The 16,108-nt window shown below is 66.4% G+C and carries 15 protein-coding genes; 9 read left to right on the top strand and 6 right to left on the bottom strand.

Annotated elements, in window-relative coordinates; all coding sequences use genetic code 11:
• Window positions 1–121: 121 nt before the first annotated feature.
• The gene (locus tag LZC94_43985; protein ID WXB14768.1) at window positions 122–1,543 is read right to left on the bottom strand and encodes a M20/M25/M40 family metallo-hydrolase; all 1,422 of its coding nucleotides are present in this window, start codon (window positions 1,541–1,543) and stop codon (window positions 122–124) included.
• Between the two features lie 173 nt (window positions 1,544–1,716).
• On the opposite strand from LZC94_43985, the gene LZC94_43980 reads away from it, so the two are divergent.
• The 7 genes from LZC94_43980 to LZC94_43950 all read left to right on the top strand — a co-directional run bounded on the left by LZC94_43980 (window position 1,717) and on the right by LZC94_43950 (window position 9,310).
• Window positions 1,717–3,486, top strand: a complete 1,770-nt coding sequence (locus tag LZC94_43980) for an ABC transporter ATP-binding protein/permease (GenBank protein ID WXB14767.1) — start codon at window positions 1,717–1,719, stop codon at window positions 3,484–3,486.
• On the top strand, window positions 3,483–4,871 hold the full coding sequence (locus LZC94_43975; protein WXB14766.1) for a DUF3459 domain-containing protein: 1,389 nt from the start codon (window positions 3,483–3,485) through the stop codon (window positions 4,869–4,871). The genes LZC94_43980 and LZC94_43975 overlap by 4 nt, the downstream gene beginning before the upstream one ends.
• 146 nt (window positions 4,872–5,017) lie before the next feature.
• Window positions 5,018–5,311, top strand: coding sequence for an acyl carrier protein (locus tag LZC94_43970; protein ID WXB14765.1), 294 nt, complete (start codon window positions 5,018–5,020; stop codon window positions 5,309–5,311).
• An 18-nt stretch (window positions 5,312–5,329) separates the two neighbouring features.
• Window positions 5,330–7,099: an amidohydrolase gene (locus LZC94_43965; protein WXB14764.1), complete on the top strand. Its 1,770-nt coding sequence runs from the start codon at window positions 5,330–5,332 to the stop codon at window positions 7,097–7,099.
• 136 nt (window positions 7,100–7,235) lie between these two features.
• Window positions 7,236–7,751, top strand: coding sequence for a hypothetical protein (locus tag LZC94_43960; protein WXB14763.1), 516 nt, complete (start codon window positions 7,236–7,238; stop codon window positions 7,749–7,751).
• A gap of 789 nt (window positions 7,752–8,540) precedes the next feature.
• Window positions 8,541–8,768: a hypothetical protein gene (locus LZC94_43955; protein ID WXB14762.1), complete on the top strand. Its 228-nt coding sequence runs from the start codon at window positions 8,541–8,543 to the stop codon at window positions 8,766–8,768.
• A gap of 95 nt (window positions 8,769–8,863) precedes the next feature.
• Window positions 8,864–9,310: a hypothetical protein gene (locus tag LZC94_43950; protein ID WXB14761.1), complete on the top strand. Its 447-nt coding sequence runs from the start codon at window positions 8,864–8,866 to the stop codon at window positions 9,308–9,310.
• Window positions 9,311–9,361: 51 nt separating this feature from the next.
• On the opposite strand, the gene LZC94_43945 is transcribed toward LZC94_43950, so the two are convergent.
• Entirely contained in the window at window positions 9,362–10,300 is a 939-nt protein-coding gene (locus LZC94_43945) for an SH3 domain-containing protein (GenBank protein ID WXB14760.1), read from the bottom strand.
• A 107-nt stretch (window positions 10,301–10,407) separates the two neighbouring features.
• Window positions 10,408–10,641 (bottom strand): hypothetical protein, encoded by a 234-nt coding sequence (locus LZC94_43940; GenBank protein WXB14759.1) that lies wholly within the window; start codon window positions 10,639–10,641, stop codon window positions 10,408–10,410.
• On the opposite strand from LZC94_43940, the gene LZC94_43935 reads away from it, so the two are divergent.
• Both LZC94_43935 and LZC94_43930 read left to right on the top strand, forming a co-directional pair.
• Complete coding sequence (locus LZC94_43935) at window positions 10,628–11,716, top strand: hypothetical protein (GenBank protein ID WXB14758.1); 1,089 nt, start codon at window positions 10,628–10,630, stop codon at window positions 11,714–11,716. The two genes, LZC94_43940 and LZC94_43935, sit on opposite strands and share 14 nt — an antisense overlap.
• A 270-nt stretch (window positions 11,717–11,986) precedes the next feature.
• Window positions 11,987–12,739 carry a helix-turn-helix domain-containing protein gene (locus LZC94_43930; GenBank protein WXB14757.1) on the top strand — a complete coding sequence of 251 codons (753 nt, stop codon included), beginning with the start codon at window positions 11,987–11,989 and terminating at the stop codon, window positions 12,737–12,739.
• Window positions 12,740–12,741: 2 nt separating this feature from the next.
• Here the strand turns inward: LZC94_43930 and LZC94_43925 are convergent, their stop codons facing one another.
• From LZC94_43925 to LZC94_43915, 3 genes are all read right to left on the bottom strand, one after another.
• Window positions 12,742–13,431, bottom strand: coding sequence for a class I SAM-dependent methyltransferase (locus LZC94_43925; GenBank protein WXB14756.1), 690 nt, complete (start codon window positions 13,429–13,431; stop codon window positions 12,742–12,744).
• Window positions 13,432–13,554: 123 nt separating this feature from the next.
• Entirely contained in the window at window positions 13,555–14,817 is a 1,263-nt protein-coding gene (locus LZC94_43920; protein ID WXB14755.1) for an MFS transporter, read from the bottom strand.
• A gap of 4 nt (window positions 14,818–14,821) precedes the next feature.
• The gene (locus LZC94_43915; protein ID WXB14754.1) at window positions 14,822–15,967 is read right to left on the bottom strand and encodes a cysteine synthase family protein; all 1,146 of its coding nucleotides are present in this window, start codon (window positions 15,965–15,967) and stop codon (window positions 14,822–14,824) included.
• Window positions 15,968–16,108 lie beyond the last annotated feature (141 nt).

Raw genomic sequence — 16,108 nt, 5'->3', positions numbered from 1 at the left:
TATCGCACCGGGCGAGGTGGGCCTCACGGGCGGGCTCATGGCGATCGCGACCGCGGTGCGCTCACGTTTCCTCGCCATCTCGAAGCGCGTTATCGCACGCGCCTGAATCGCGCGGCGCGCGCTACCTACCGCCGGCGAGCTTTCGCGTGAGCCGATCGAGAAACTCACGCCCCTCGTAGAAGGAGCGCACGAGGAGCCGTTCGTCCTTTCCGTGCGCGCGTACGTCCTCGATGTCGGCGAACTCGCCGGAGAGGCCGTAACAGGCGGTGCCGGCGCGCCGGAGATGCTGGCAATCGGTGGCGCCGCCCAGCATGGTTGGAAGCATGGGAACGCCGGTCCACATGGCCTGCGTCACGCTCTCGATGGCTTGCACGACCTCCGGCGTGAGCGGAGACGGCGGAGCGGGAGGGCCGTGCGGCGAGCGGCGGAGCTCGACCTGCGGATCGGCGACGACGGTGCGGAGCGTCTCCTCGATGCGCGCAGGATCGACGCCGGGCAAGATGCGGCAGTTGATGGTGGCGCGCGCCGACTGGGGCAGGGCGTTCTCGGCATGTCCACCGGCGAGGAGCGTGGCGACGCACGTCGTGTGCAGGGCGGCATTGAAATAGGAGGACTCCGAGAGGCGCGCGGCGGCGGCGGTGTCCCCGCGCGCAGCGGCGGTCATATCGGGATTGCGCTCGATCGTCGCGAGGCGTTCGAAATAAGCGCGCGTGGTGTCATTGAGCTCCACGGGGAATGCGAACTTCGAGACCCGCACGAGCGCTTCGGAGAGTCGGTAAATGGCATTGTCGCGCGTGGGGAGCGAGCTATGGCCTCCCTTGTTCTTCGCCTCGAGCTCGAACGAGGTGTAGAGCTTCTCGGACGTGGTCACCTCGTTGGCGAGATACTTTCCACCTTTGATCTCTCCGCCGCCGCCCTCGTTCAAGGCCAGCTCGGCGTCGATGCGATCGCGGTGGTGCTCGAGCAAAAAGCGCACCCCATTGAAGGAGCCCGACTCCTCACCCGCGGTGAGCGCCAGGATGATGTCGCGATCGGGTACGAACCCCTCGCTCTTCATCCGCACCATATTGGCCACGAAGATGGCGGCCATGTCTTTGTCGTCGCTGACCCCGCGACCATAAAAATATCCGTCTTGCTCGCGAAAGACGAAGGGGTCGAACGACCAATCTTCCTTGTTGGCCTCCACCACGTCGAGGTGCGCCAAGAGAAGCAAAGGGCGTTTCGTTCCGCGCCCGCGCAGCCGCGCCACGAGGTTCCCATGGCGCGCCTCCGCGCCGAGAACCTGGACATCGCCAGCCGGGAAACCCGCGGCGAGCAGCCGGTTTGCCATGGCCTGCGCGGCGCGCGTGGTATCCCCCGCAGATTCGGTGGTGTTGAGCTCGATGAGCTCCTTCAGCACGTCACGCGCATACCGATCGTGGGCATTGGGAACGCGCGCAGCCGGCGCCGAGGAACCCGCGCGGGGTGCGGCGTGCGTGGTGGAGCCCGCGCAGGAGGCAAGTACCAACAAGGCAAGCGAAAGAAGCGGAGTCGTCAGGCGCATGGTGCCAAAGGCTAAACGACATCCATGGGGGCGTGGACGGAAATGCGAATGGCACGGCGACCGCGCGATGTGGCCCGCGCACCCCATCGTGAACGCAATGGATCGGTAGGTCCGGTCGACCATCAATCGTCACTGGCTTTTGCTCGACCATTGGTCAAAATGACCTCCGGTTCATGCAGCAAACCGTTTCGCGCCCGCCAGCTCCATGGCGGCGGGCTTGGTCGTTCGTCCGCCCCGATCGCACCTCCCTCGTCGGGATTCTACTTTTGGGGACCACCAGCGCGCTGGTGCTCGCGCTGGAGCCGCTGGTGCTCAAGTGCTTTTTCGACGCGCTGATCGCCCGCGCAGGCTTGGCGCCATTGATGGGGATCGTCGGGCTCTTGGCCCTGATGCTCCTCGCGCGCGAGGCCGTCGCCGGCCTCCTCGAGTGGCTCGTTTGGCGCACGCGCATCGACATCAATTTTCGAATGACCAGCGCCACCATCGATCGTCTGCACACCCTCCCTTTGTCGTTTCATCAACGGCACTCGGTGGGCGCGTTGATGGCCAAGGTCGATCGAGGGATCACCGGCACGGTGACCGCGTTCTCCACCGTGTTCGTCCAGATCCTGCCCTCGATCATTTATCTGATCATGGCCATCGTCATCATGCTTCGATTGGAGTGGCGATTGGGGCTCCTGGTCTTGGCCTTCGCCCCCATCCCGGCCATCCTGGGCGCGCGGGCCTCGCGCGAGCAGGTGACGCGTGAGCGGAGGCTCCTCGAGCGATGGTCGCGCGTGTTCGCGCGCTTCAACGAGGCGCTGGCCGGAATGACGGTGGTCAAGAGCTTCGCGCGCGAAGAGAGCGAGAAGCATCGCTTTCTCAAGCGGGTCGACGCGGCGAATCGATTGGTGATGCGCGGCGTGGCGACGGACGTGCGGGTGGAGGCCACGAAGAACGCCGTGGTGGTGATCGCGCGCGTGACGGCGGTATCGCTGGGCGGATATCTGATCGCCGCCGGCGCGATCCCCATCGGAACGTTGATCGCATTTCTCGGTTACGTGGGCGGGGCCTTTCAGCCCGTGCAATCGCTCACCAGCGCCTATCAGACGACGCGCCGCGGGCAGGTGGCGCTCAAGGTGGTCTTCTCCATCCTGGACGCCGAGGACACCGTGCTCGATTCGCCCGACGCGCACGACGCGGGGCCGCTGCGCGGGTCGGTCGAGTTCCGCGATGTCAGCTTCGGCTACGGCGGCCGCCCGTTGCTCGATCGGGTCAACATCGCGGTCAACCCCGGCGAGACGGTGGCGCTGGTCGGCCCGAGCGGTGCGGGCAAGACCACGCTCATGGCCCTGCTCCAGCGCTTGCACGATCCGACGTCGGGATCCGTTCACGTCGACGGGTTGGATCTTCGGTCACTCAAGCAGCGATCGGTGCGGTCGCAGATCGGGGTCGTCCTCCAGGAGGGGCTCCTCTTCAGCGACTCGGTTCGATCCAACATTGCGTTCGGGCGGCCGCACGCGACGGACGATGAAATCGAGCACGCCGCGCGCGCGGCCAACGCGCACGATTTCGTGAGCAAGCTCCCGCGCGGGTACGCGACCCGCGTGGGCGAGCGGGGGAGCACGCTGTCGGGGGGCGAGCGCCAGCGGCTCGCCATCGCCCGCGCGCTGCTGAAGGACGCGCCCATTCTCATTTTGGACGAGGCGACGTCGGCCCTCGATGCCGAGTCGGAGTCGCTGGTGCAAGAGGCGCTCGGCCGGCTCATGGTGGGACGAACGACGTTCATCATCGCGCACCGGCTGGCCACGGTGGTTCGCGCGGATCGGATTCTGGTGCTCAAAGACGGCTCCATCGTGGAGAGCGGCACGCACGCGGAGCTCTTGCGCGCGAGGGGCTATTATGCGTCGCTCGTCGATCATCAAGTGCGCGGTCTCATCGACGTGGACGAGCGCGCGGCATGATGCGCTGGCCGTCGCTGGCCGCGGCGATTCTTTCGCTGGCGCTCCTATCGCCGGGCGGGCCCGCGACGCCGCACGATGGCGCGGCCAAGGCGGCCGACGGCGCCACGAAGGCGGCCGATGGCATGATCGTCTATGGCGTCATTCCGCCTCGCTTCGGATCGCCTCCTCTGCGAGCCGTCACGCAAAACCTGCCGGCATTGGCCGACTTGGGCGTAACCACTTTGTGGCTCACCCCCATCTTCGAATCCCCACCCGGCGACTTCGGTTATGCCGTCACCGACTACCTGACCGTGCGGGAAGAGTATGGAACACGCGCCGATCTCGATGCGCTGGTGGCCGAGGCCCATCGTCTTCGGCTGAAGGTGCTCCTCGATCTGGTACCGAACCACACCTCGGCGAAGCATCCGTACTTCCGTGATGCCGCGGCACGCGGTCCCTCCTCGCCCTACTTTCGCTTCTATCAGCACGACCCACGTGGCGCGCCGGTACACTATTTCGATTGGTCGCACCTCCCCAATTTGAATTACGACGAGCCCGGCGTGGTGCGCTGGATGACGGACGCGTCCCTGTCGTGGATTCGCACGAGCGGCATCGACGGATACCGGGTGGACGCTGCATGGGGAATACGCGAGCGCACACCTTCGTTTTGGGGCGCCTGGACCGCGCAGATCCGGCGCGCCCGGCCGGATGCGATCTTGATCGCAGAGGCCTCGGCGCGCGATCCCTTTTACGCCGCGCAGGGGTTCGACGCATCCTACGATTGGACATCGGAGCCCGGACATTGGGCGTGGGAAAAGGTGTTCGACGATCCGGACGACATCCCCGAACGGCTCGACCGCGCCTTGCAAGAGACGGCCGCGCGCGCCCCCGAGGCGCGCGTTCTTCGCTTTCTCGAGAACAACGACACCGGCGCGCGCTTCATCACCCGTCACGGTCCGAACCTGGCACGCGTGGCCGCCGCGGCGCTCCTGACATTGCCCGGGGTTCCGTGCCTCTTCACCGGACAAGAGGTGGGCGCCGAATACGAGCCTTACGACGTCAACCGTGTCGTCCATTTGGATCGAGGCAGCGCGCTGCGCGATTGGTACAAGAAGCTCATTGCACTTCGCGCGGCGCGCCCCAGCCTGCGTTCACGCCATTGGACGCGGGTGCCCGTGTCCGTTCGCTCGGTCTATGCCTACGTTCGAACCGAGGGCGCGGAGAGAACGCTCGTGGTGCTCCAATTCGGCGACCAGCCCGTGAACGTGGTGCTGGAGCTGCCCGATCGGCAGGACCAGAGCGCGACATGGCGCGATGGCGTCGGCGGTCCATCGCCGCGCATGGATGAGGGACGGATGTCGCTCTCGCTCCCGAGGTGGGGAGTTGCGATTCTCGGTTCGAACTGAATGAGCGGCTCGTTTCGCGATCACGATTTGCGGCTTCGACCAGCTTCGTAAACGATTTCGTCACGTACGTCGTTTTGACTGGCGGCCATCCAAAGGGAGAGAAAGAATGACGATCGACACCATCGTGCGACCAACAAGGAGTTAACGTGACTACGAAGGAATTCACCCTCGAAGACCTCGAAGGGATCCTGCTCGCCAGCACGGGAGAGGACAAAAACGTCCATCTCGCCGCCGGCCAGATCGACGCCGCCTTCGAAGAGCTGGGCTACGATTCCGTGACGGTGCTGGAAATGTGGCGCCGGATCGAGCTCGAATGCCATATCGTCGTCGACTTCTCGGTAATGGCCGAAATACGAACGCCGCGCGCGGTGCTCCATGCCGTCGACGTCTATCTTCGCTCGAGTCGCGGAGCCGACCTTTGCCTTCGTGAATGGCATTGAACGGCGCAGGGTGATCCGATGATTCGCAGAGCCGCGGGCGTGGGAATGGTTCTCGTCATGGCCGCCGCGTGCGGCGGCGCGCCCGCACCTGGCGCGAAGACGACGTCGGGCGCCGAGCGTGGCCAGGCCGAGCCGGCGAGCGACCGAGGCGCGGTGGTCTCGGATCTGGTGCTCCTGCACGGGCGCATCTTCACCGCCGATGCGGAGCGCCCGGAGGTGCAAGCGCTCGCCATCTGGCGCGGCCGCGTTCTCGCCGTCGGAGGTGACGACGACATTCGTCCGCTCATTGGCGCGCAGACCCGGGTGATCGATCTGGCGAACCGGCGGGCGGTGCCGGGCATGCGCGATAGCCACGTGCATTTTCTCAGCGGAGGCCTCGAGCTCTCCCGCGTGGCGCTCAAAGATGCCGCCAACGAGGCGGAGCTCGGACGGCGCTTGGTCGAATACGATCGCAAGCTCGCGCCCGGGCGATGGATGCTCGGCGGGCGCTGGGAGCACGAGCACACCTTGGCCGGACGTCTTCCCGACGCGGCGCTGCTCGACAAGTACGTGCCGAATCGACCGGTATTTCTATCGCGCTACGACGGTCATATGGCGGTCGCCAACAGCCGCGCGCTCGCCATCGCCGGCATCGATGCCCGCACGGCGGACCCGCCCGGTGGCGCCATCGTCCGCAAACCCGGTTCGCGCACGCCAACCGGCATTCTGCGCGACAATGCGATGGACCTCGTGTGGGGCAAGGTCCCTCCGCTCGGCGACGATGAAATCGTGGAGGCCGTGCGCGCCGCCACCCGCGAGGCCCATCGCAGCGGTGTCACGGCGGTCGAGGACATGGATGGCAGCGATCCGGCAACGCGCGCGCGGCTGCTCGGCACCTACCAGCGGCTCGCGCAGAGCGGCGAGCTGGGGGTGCGGGTTGCGCTCTACTGGCCTCTCGCCGATTACGGCGAGCTCGCGCGCGCGGGCGTACGAGCGAGCTTCGGGAGCGACTGGGTGCGCATCGGTGGCGTGAAAGGCTTCGTCGATGGCTCCATTGGCTCCAGCACGGCCAAGATGTTCACGCCTTACCTCAACGAGCCCGATTCGACGGGTCTGTTCGTGACACAGCCCGAGAAGCTGCGCGAGTGGATCGGCGCCGCCGATTCGGCAGGCCTCGCGGTCGCGGTGCACGCCATTGGCGATCGCGCCAACGCGGACCTCTTATCCATCTTCGCTCAGGTGGCACAAAAGAATGGAGGCCCGCCGCACCGCTTCCGCATCGAGCACGCGCAAATCCTCCGGCCCGAGGACCTGACGCGCTTTGCCAGCTCGGGGGTCATCGCATCGATGCAGCCATATCACGCGGTCGACGATGGCGGCTGGATCGAACGCCGCATCGGCGCCGCGCGCCTCACCGCCGCCTACGCGTGGCGCTCGCTCTTGGACAAAGGCGCGACGCTCGCCTTCGGCTCCGATTGGCCCGTCGCGCCCCTCTCGCCGCTCACGGGCATCGACGCCGCCGTCAACCGGCGCACCCTCGACGGCAAACACCCCGAAGGGTGGTTCCCGGCCGAGCGCATTTCCGCACGCGAAGCGGTCGTTGCCTACACGCGCAGCGCCGCCTTCGCCGCCCGGCGCGAGCTGGACGAGGGCTCCCTCGCGCCCGGCAAGCTCGGTGATGTGGTCGTCCTCTCGCACGACATCCTCGACCCTGCCGCGCGCAACGAGATTGCGACCGCGCACGTCATGCTCACCATCGCCGGCGGCCAGGTGGTCCACGAACAATCGTCGTCGTCGCCCAGCCGATGATGCGGTGATTGAATCGTTGCGCCTCACGCCAATTTTCGCCTTTGGCGGTCGGCTGCGATCGCGCGCATGGCGTTATGACAAAGATTCGAACGCCTCCGGCCATCCAAAGGAAATGCGACTCCACAGTACGATTCGGATGAGCTTTTGCGCAGGAACGGCGTTGGCCTTTGGCGCCACGCTGCTTGGCGCGTGTGGCGACAATACCTCCTCGTCCCCTTCTGCCGACGGCGGTGCGGACGTTACCTTCCGGCCCACCCATGACAGCGCGACCACCGACAAGTCGTCGAGCGTGACCGATCCGTGCGCGGACGGCGGTCCCGATCCCGCGGTCTACGACAAAACGACGGCCGACGGCGGCGCGTGCAATCTTCGAAAAACGCACGGGGCGGGGCTCGCGCGCAGCTGCCTCCCGATCGCCCAGGGCGCGTACTGCGACTCGCTCGAGTTCTGCATCCCAGCCACATCGGCGGCCGAGATTGAGCGCATCGCACCCGATTTCGATTGCAAGAGCACGGCGCACGGCTGCAGCGGCGTGCGCTGCTTCCGCAAAGGCGGGCACACCGTCGACGCCAACGTCTTCGCGCAAATGTGCGCGGTCACGACGAGCGATGTGGCGCTCCTCAGCGACGTGCTGTGCTGGATTTACGAGTAATCGCGCTTCCATATCTGCCTAGGTGGCATATTTCGCCACCGCGTCACTGCGAACCATGGCTTCACAGCGGCGCCACCACACACATGGCGCTCGAGCGAATTGGGCGCGGTGGCGCGCGATGCTTCATTTTTTGATGTTCACGGCGTGACTTTCTGCGCGGTGAGACCGTCCGACGCAAACACTACGACGGATCTCACCCTGCGAGAAACGAATGCACTCTACATTTAACTTACGCGTCCTCATCGTGTCGGCAGCGTTGATCGTTCCATTGGCCGCGGCCTGTTCGAGCTCCGACAGCGCGGAGCCTGGATCGGGGGGGCAAAAGGATGGCGGCCCCCCAGGCGAAGGCCCGTATTCGGATGGTGGCAAGCCTGGCAATCCCGGCGCCGACGCGGGGCCCGACGGCCAGCCCGGCGCCGACGATCCGGGCCCCGCTTGCACCGCCTTTGCGGCGGCGTACTGCGCGAAGGAAAAGAGCTGCAGCGACTTTTACCATCGCGTGCTCAGCGGCCCCGATGCGCTCTGCCAAGAGCGTCGAAAGCTCGCGTGCCTCGCCCATTTTCTAGGTGCGGGGCCGGCGCTGAAGTCGACGAACATGGTCTGCTTTGCGCACGAGGCTATTGCGCGCAGCCGGCTGACAACGGACAAGGATGCGACGAATACCAGCCTTGCAAGATCGGGCTCAAATGCGCGAACGGCCAATGCCGAAGAGGCGATCCCGCGGGAGCGGCGTGCGGAGATAGCCCAACGTCGCCCGACATCTGCGACAACATCAACGGCGTCTACTGCGTGGCCATCGCGCGCAGCTGCCAGAGCACGACGGTCGCCAAGCTCGGCGAGCGCTGCGGTGGTCTGGCCACGGCGTGCGAGGGCGGCAGCTATTGCAATGGAACCACGTGCGCCCGCCAGCCGCGCGAAGGAGACGACTGCGCCCTCACGCGCGGTCCCGACTGCCTCGCGCCATCCATGTGCGAAAACGGCAAATGCATCGTCCCCGACGGCAACACGTGCAAATGATCGTCGAGCCAGACGAGGCCGCGCACCCGGCCACCGGAGCGAGCGGCGCCGTGTGAGGCCTCGCCCGCGGGCGCGCGCCGGCGTATAAGGGCAGCATGTTCCGAAACTCATCCTTGAAATCCGCGTCGACCCGTATGGGGATGGCCGGCGTGGCCGCCCTCGTTGCAACGCTGGTGGCGTGTGCATCAGGCTCGTCCTCGCCGCCTCCCGCAACGGGCGAAACGCCGTCCCCCTCGGCGGGCAATGCGCCGTCTCCCGCCGCGAGCAACGCGTCCCCGGCCGCAACGGGCTCCGCGGCAGCCGCCACACCGAAGGCCTGCGGCTGCGCGCTCTGCGAGCCCGTCGTCAGCGACGACGCCTGTACGACGGACGCGGACTGCGCTCCCTCCGTGCCGTGCCACGCGCCGAAGTGCGTGGCGAAGGCCAAGGCCGTCGCGCGTACGCCCGATACGATGTGCACCATGATGATGGCCTGCACCTCGGCCGACTCGAACGCGTGCGGCTGCTTGAAGGGCAAGTGCGCCCTTTATCCCAAACCGTAACGATCCTTGGCTCGGCGCCCCCTCCCCGCCGCGGGCGAGGGGGCGATATGCTCAAAACCCGTTTCGGCGAATGGCCTTGTACGCGCTCCCAAAGCTGCGCGTGTCGTGCACGCAGCCCGCTGCGCAGCCTTTGCATTCGTAGACGGTGGGCGTCTTCCACGCGTCGCCCTTCTCGTAAATGACGATGTGCCCCGCGCCCCCGGAGTGGTGAACCAACGCGTCGCCCTTCTTGATGGAGCTGCGGTTGATGATCTTCCACTTGCCCGCGCGCGAGCGGATGAAGTCGGCGGTCGAGTAAGGGTGCGAGTTCGTCTCGAGCTTCGCGGCCCCGAAGCGCCACGCCTTGGCGACCATGCCCGAGCAGTCGGCCCCGTACGAGCCGCTATGGCTGCAGTTGGGGCAGCTGCCGCGGCACGATCCCTTGGTCGACGACGTCGGCCCGGCGGAGCGCCATGCGCCGTGGCCCCACCAATACGAGAACCCCACGGAGGCCTTGGCGCGCGCGATCGTATCGGCGGGCGACGGCCCCGCGGCCGCGGCGACGGCGGCGGTGGAGAGACCGTCCTCGCCATCGTCCGGCAGCGCCTCGACCACCTCGAGGTACTTCACCGAGCCGAACCCCTGAACGCCGTCGTGCTCGACGCGAACGAATCCGTTCTCGACCTTGGGGTCGACGAGGGTCACCTCGGAGCCCACCATCATCACGCGCTGAATCGCGCCCTCGGGCGATCCCTCCGCGCGCAAATTCAGATCGGCCATGGTGCGAAGCTTGACCCCGGCCACGTAGGCCGAAGTATCCGGTGCTTCGACATCCTCGGCGCGTTCGTCGGCGCCGACCAAAAGGCCGCTCTCGATCTCACCAACGTCCCCGGGGGATGAGGCGATGGGATCGGCTTCCTCATCGACGGCTGCGCCTTCCGACGCGCTGCATCCGACCATCGGAACGGCAACACACAATGCCGCTGCAATGAATGCGTGGAGTTTCTTCATATCGTCCCCTTTCATCGAAGTAGCATTGCGAAATCCACGCCGCGCGATTTCAAAACATGAAATGGACCGTTCGCGCCCTATCGCGATCTTCGCGATCACCGCGATCCCTACGATGCATCGCCGCCCACCCGGTGAAATAGCGCGAAATTGCGCGCCGTGATCGCGTGGATCGCACCTGGTGGGTTCGCGATCCAGGCTCGTTCACCGTTCTGGATCGCGGTGATCGCGAAGATCGCGAGGGCGATCTCCTGGCACGCCCCTCGCTCTCCAACGGGGTATTCGGGAGGTACGGTCGACGTGAAAACACGCCCTTCGGATCTATCGGGTTTGGCGAAGTCCATCGCGGTGGCCACCATCATCGGCTTGGCCACCGTCGCGGGCGTCGTCTCCTTGCGCGGAAAAGCGAACCCCCCAACGCCTGTCTCGTCTACGACCGAGGGCTCGGAGACCGCGTCGCCCACCCTCGCACCTGGGGCAACTGCACCTGGGGCCGCGGCGGCCGTTCAGACCACATCGGCGTTCCCGGACGCGGGATCGTTCATCCGCGATCCGCGCGCGATCTTTACGGCGACATGGGGCTCGGGGCTTGGGCAACTCGGGCGCTCTCGCCCGCAAGAGGGGAACCCCGAGGGCCCGAAGAGCTTTGCGGTGACCGACGATGGTTACATCGTTTTGGATCAAGTGAACGAGCGGCTGGTGCGCTACGACGCGAAGGGAAAGCCCATCGGGACCATCCCCGTCTCCGAGACCAGCGACGATATCGCGGCCGGCAAAGATTCCATGGCCGTGCTCGATCGCCTCGTTCAAAAGAAGGTCACCACGTACGATGCGTCGGGCCGCAAGACCGGAGAGTATGCGCTCGACGGCGCCAAGGGCATCAAGGAGCCCGGCACCACCAGCGGTGTCTTCATGGACGGGAAGAAGGTTTACGTCGAGCGCGAGCACGGGGGATTGGTCATGCTCGGCGGCGCAGGCGGGCAGCCCTCGGCCGATGGGACCGAGCTCAGTGGGCGCCCGTCGAAGGATGGCGCGCTCCTCCTGTCGGCCGGTGTGCTCTCGGCGCGCGCGGGCGTGGTCTATGTCAATGTGTTCGATCGCGCCAAGAATGGCCTGCGCTTCACGCAGAAGGTCGCGCTGGGCCCGGAGCTGAAAGCTTTGTTGCTCCTCGACTCCGACGCGCGCGGTACCATCTATGTGGGAGCTTGGATGACCGTCGCGGGCGAGCAGCCGCCGGACAGCATCCGTGTATTCTGCATATCCTCCGCCGACGGGCGAACCCTCGGGCAGACCTCGCTCCCGACCAACGACACGCCGGAAGAATCCTTTCGCGATCTCGCCGTGGGGGCCGATGGGTCCATCGTGTATGCCTGGCGCAGCGAGCAAGGTGTTCAATACCTGCGCGCCACGTGCCCCTAGCTGCCCACGCCGCGGAGGGACCGAACCGCGCACCCGCTCCCATCGCACGACTGGGCGAACCGCGGACGTGACGCATAATCGTCGGTATGATCCGTGAGGTCGCGGCCGATGGTGAAACGAGCGCGTGGCGACCACCACATGGGAAGAGCGCGCCGGACGCTCACTACGTCCAGCTCCGACCGGGTTTGGCCATGCATTGGACGGACGGAAGGAATCCCTCACGACGCGGATGCCGCATTTGCATTCCCACCGTCCATCAGCCTCTCGCTGGTGCTCGATGGCCCGACCGACCTCTCCGTGGGCGGACGCGAAATTGCGTTGGCCGCCGGAGGCAGTTCGGACAGGCGCATCGCCACGGCCGTCATGTTTTCGATGGCCGAGGGCGACACGGTCGTACGGAGACTCCGCCAGGGCGTGCACCTGCGTCACTTCGTGGTCATCGCCGGGCGCGAATGGCTCGCGGCGAGCGGGCTCGATTCGGACACGGTGCCGCCCGCGGTGCGCGCGTTCCAGCGGGAGCACCTCGCGCTCCGCCGGTGGCGGCTCTCGGAGCAAATCGTCTTTCTGACGGAGCAGCTCCTCGCACCGCCCATCTACGGCCCGCCGGTGCACCATCTGCTCCTGGAGAGCAAGGCCATCGAGCTCTTCGCCGACGGTCTTCGCACCATCGCGGGCGGGGAGATCGGGCCGGGGCACGGGAACCTCGACCCGCGCGCATTCCAACGGATCCGCGCGGTCAAAGAGCGCCTGGACGCCTCCGGCGGCATGCCTTCGTCGCTCGCCGCCGTGGCGAAGCAAGCAGGCATGAACGTCGCTGCCCTTCAGCAACACTTCCGCGCGGCCTTCGGCAGCACCGTGTTCGGATACCTGCGCGAACGGAATCTGCAACGCGCCCGTCAGGCGTTGGAGCATGGGCTCACGGTGAGCGAGGCCGCCTTCGAGGCGGGTTACCGAAGCCCCGCAAACTTCGCCACGGCGTTCAAACGCCGATTCGGTCAGACGCCGAAGCGGTTTCGCTCATGAGCTCACCCGGACCGGACCGACACCTCCAATCCTCCGGAGTAGGGCACGGTCACCGACACGAAGCCATTCGCAGGATTTCGAACGTAACCGAGGTAATCGGCATAATCCTTCGCCGCGGCCACGACCTGGTCGCACACCACCACGGCCCCCGGCCGCAGCCGCGGTACCAATCGCTCCAGCGCGGGTTTGGCGACCGCAATCCAGGTGTCGACGAGGACGAAGTCGACCTCGCCGCCCACGTCTTCGAGGGTCGTCAGCGCGTCACCTTCGCGCAGGTCGACATACTGCGACACCCCCGCTTGCTGGAAATTGGCCCGCGCCGCCGCTACCTTCGACGGCTCGAGCTCTGTCCCGATCACCACGCCGCCGCCGCCATATGCCGCGACGTTCTCCCGAACCGCCGCCGCGAGGTACAAGGTCGAGACACCAAATGAGGTGCCGACCTCCACCACCCGACGCGCACGAAGCGCGCGGCACATGGCGTAGTTGAACTCGTTCTTGTCGCGATCGAGCGCGACCAATTTATCGCGAAAGAATCGGTCGTCGAACTCGAGATAGCGCGTCCCCTTGATGCGATGAAGGACCATGCGTGGAAGGAAATGGAAGAGCAAGGACGGCGTCTGACGTTGGTGCATGCCGTAGAGGCGCCTCAAGACGCTCTCGATCGCGGCGTCGCGCATCGGCGTTTTCATGGTTCACCCGTTTCGTGAGCCCATGATGATGGGATCCGCCGCCGCCGCGTGCCAGCCAGAAGACCTTTGCGCCATCGAGAAAGACGTTTGCGCGAGCGCCGCCGGCACCTCACGTATCCATGGTCACGAATCCATGGTGTCGAGGGGCGCCGCCATCGGCCGTCGCACCGAATCGCGCGGGCGCGGCTCGGAGAGCTCCGATGCGCCGGGCACCAGCAGCGCGAGCACCGCCGCCGCGAACACGCCCAGGCCCGAGGCGAGGAGCACCCGCTGTTCCCCGAGCCACGCAAGAAGATGAGGCAACCCCGCCAAACCCACCGGCGCCAGACCGTAGGAAACGAGGAAATCGATGGACGAGATCCTCCCCAGCTTCTCGCGCGGCACCTCGCGCTGCAGGGCGGTAAACCAGGGCACGTTGAACAGTTCGATGCCCAGCCCGCCCAGCGCATAGGCCACGACGATCATCCAACCGCGATCCCCCACCCACAACGCGAGCGGTACCAGGCCGTACAGGCTCAAGCCTCCAAAGGCCACCACCCCCGGATGGCGGGGCTTCCATCGCCCGAGGAGCAGCGCTCCGGCGATGGCGCCCGCCGAATAGCAACCGGGCGCAATACCCAACATGGCGTCGCCGCCAAAATGGCGTTGGCTGATGGTGGGCAACATGAGCTTACCGGAAGCTTCGCCGAGCCCGAGCCACACCACCAGCGCCGCGAGCCCCGCGAGGAACCATCGGTGTCGCAAGGCCTCCGCGAACCCTTCGCGCCAATCGGCCAAAAGCCCCCGCGCGCGGGTCTCGCTTCCCCCGCTCGCGGTGCGTTCGGAGCTCGGCCCGAGCAACATGGCCGCGCCGGCGGACCCAAACCATAGCGCGGCGGCCAATCGGAAGCTGGCCGCGCCGCCCCACACATTGTAGAGCAGCACCGCGGCGGCCGGCACACCCGTGAGACAAACGCGCATGCTCAGCGCGGTGGCGGCATTGGCCTGCTGGCGCTCGGGCTCCGGCACCACTTCGGCCACGATGGCTTGATACGCACTTCGAAAGATCCCCTCGCCCATCCCCGAAATCACGGCGCAGATGCAAACGAGCCACAAGGCCGCGTCGAACGCGGGGACGACGGCAAGGACGGCGGCGCCCCGGAGCGCGCTGGAAAAAACGAGCGCCCGGCGGCGCGGCCAGCGATCGGCGATCAACCCACCGAACAGGGCGCCCAAAAGAAAGCCGGCGGTGGTGCAGCCCAGGACCAGCCCGAGCGCGGTCAGCGCGCCCCGCGTGCGCAGCACGTGCAGCGTAAAGAGCGTGGGCAACATTCCGGTCGCCGCCGCGGACGCGGTGTAGCTGGTCCACGCGATGCGGAAGCCCCGGTGGCGCAGTGCTCGGAACACCCGATTACCCCAGCCTCTTCGGACGGCGCCGCGCGGTCGGCGAATCGAGCTGCTCGGCGAGCTCGTAACGGTAATTCGCGCACTCGGACTTGGGATCGGTCGACAGGGGCCTCAATCGCGCGGCGCGACGGCGGAGCCCCTCGAGCGATATCTCGGTGCTCATGCCGTGCTCCTTGAGCCATCGCTCGTCGAACGCCGTTTGCAAATAACGCTCTCCACGATCGGACGCGAGAAACACGACATGGTCCCTGGGCCGGCTGGCGATGGCCAATCGAAACGCCACCAAGAGCGCAGCGCCGGTGGAGACACCGGCCAGCAAACCCTCGGTGCGCACCAAGGTGCGGCACGCCACGAAGGCGTCTTCGTCGGATACGATGTACACCTCGTTGACGGCGGAGAGATCGTCGAGGTTGTCGGGGGTCCAACTCAACCCGACCCCGGGCGTCAGGTAGCCGTGCGCTTCGCCGCCAAATACGGTGGAGCCATCCACGTCGACGCCGACGACTTTGACGTGGGGCGCGTAGCGCCGCAGGTACCGCGAGATGCCGCCGAGCTGCCCGCCGGTGCTGACCGTGCACACCACCGTGGACAGGCTCGGCCCCAAATCGGCGAGGAGCTCGGGCGCCGTGGATTGGTAATGCGCTTCGCTGTTGAGCGGATTGAAGCACTGATCCGGCCGGAACGAGCCGGGGATTTCGCGGTGCAATCGGTTCGCGTAGGCGATGCGCGTTTTGTGGTACGAGCCGCTGTCGTCTTTCTCTTCGATCACGACGACCTCGGCGCCGAACGCGGCGAACAGCGCGAGGTTCGTCGGCGTGATCTTCGGATCGACGATGGCGATCACCCGGTAGCCGCGGGCCGCGCCGATCATGGCGAGCGCGATGCCGAAGTTGCCGGACGACGACTCGATGATCGTCGCCCCGCGCCGGAGCAGCCCGCGCGCTTCGGCGTCGCGGATGATGTGCCAGGCGGCTCTATCCTTCAGGCTCCCGCCGGGGTTCGCGGATTCGAGCTTCGCCAGCAGACGTCCCTCGCTCCGCGTCGTCAGGTTCTCGAGGCGGACCAGCGGGGTGTGGCCGACCGATTCCAGCAAATGCGGGATACTAGGGATTGCGGGCTCGTCGGCCTCAAAGGCATGCTCATAAGTCATGGCCTCCTCCAAAGTTCGATTGGCGGCAATCTCATACAAGGCGGGGACGCAGACGTAAAGAACGAATTAACTTAATTTGAGAATCGATTGTGGGCGCACCCATTTAATACAGAGAGTATCCGCATGGGGTATCTCGCGGCG

The organism is Sorangiineae bacterium MSr11954 (assembly GCA_037157815.1).
GTDB classification, from domain to species: Bacteria; Myxococcota_A; Polyangia; order Polyangiales; family Polyangiaceae; genus Pendulispora; species Pendulispora albinea.
Note: the sequence above shows the minus strand (reverse complement) of the source record. Positions and strands in the feature narration are given on the sequence as shown.

Bases quoted from the DNA above. Each gene is read 5' to 3' on its own strand.
- LZC94_43960 (WXB14763.1), top strand. From the start codon at position 7,236: ATGAGCTTTTGCGCAGGAACGGCGTTGGCCTTTGGCGCCACGCTGCTT.
- LZC94_43950 (WXB14761.1), top strand. From the start codon at position 8,864: ATGTTCCGAAACTCATCCTTGAAATCCGCGTCGACCCGTATGGGGATG.
- LZC94_43915 (WXB14754.1), bottom strand. From the start codon at position 15,967: ATGACTTATGAGCATGCCTTTGAGGCCGACGAGCCCGCAATCCCTAGT.
- LZC94_43945 (WXB14760.1), bottom strand. From the start codon at position 10,300: ATGAAGAAACTCCACGCATTCATTGCAGCGGCATTGTGTGTTGCCGTT.
- LZC94_43975 (WXB14766.1), top strand. From the start codon at position 3,483: ATGATGCGCTGGCCGTCGCTGGCCGCGGCGATTCTTTCGCTGGCGCTC.
- LZC94_43940 (WXB14759.1), bottom strand. From the start codon at position 10,641: ATGGACTTCGCCAAACCCGATAGATCCGAAGGGCGTGTTTTCACGTCG.
- LZC94_43925 (WXB14756.1), bottom strand. From the start codon at position 13,431: ATGAAAACGCCGATGCGCGACGCCGCGATCGAGAGCGTCTTGAGGCGC.
- LZC94_43985 (WXB14768.1), bottom strand. From the start codon at position 1,543: ATGCGCCTGACGACTCCGCTTCTTTCGCTTGCCTTGTTGGTACTTGCC.
- LZC94_43980 (WXB14767.1), top strand. From the start codon at position 1,717: ATGCAGCAAACCGTTTCGCGCCCGCCAGCTCCATGGCGGCGGGCTTGG.
- LZC94_43965 (WXB14764.1), top strand. From the start codon at position 5,330: ATGATTCGCAGAGCCGCGGGCGTGGGAATGGTTCTCGTCATGGCCGCC.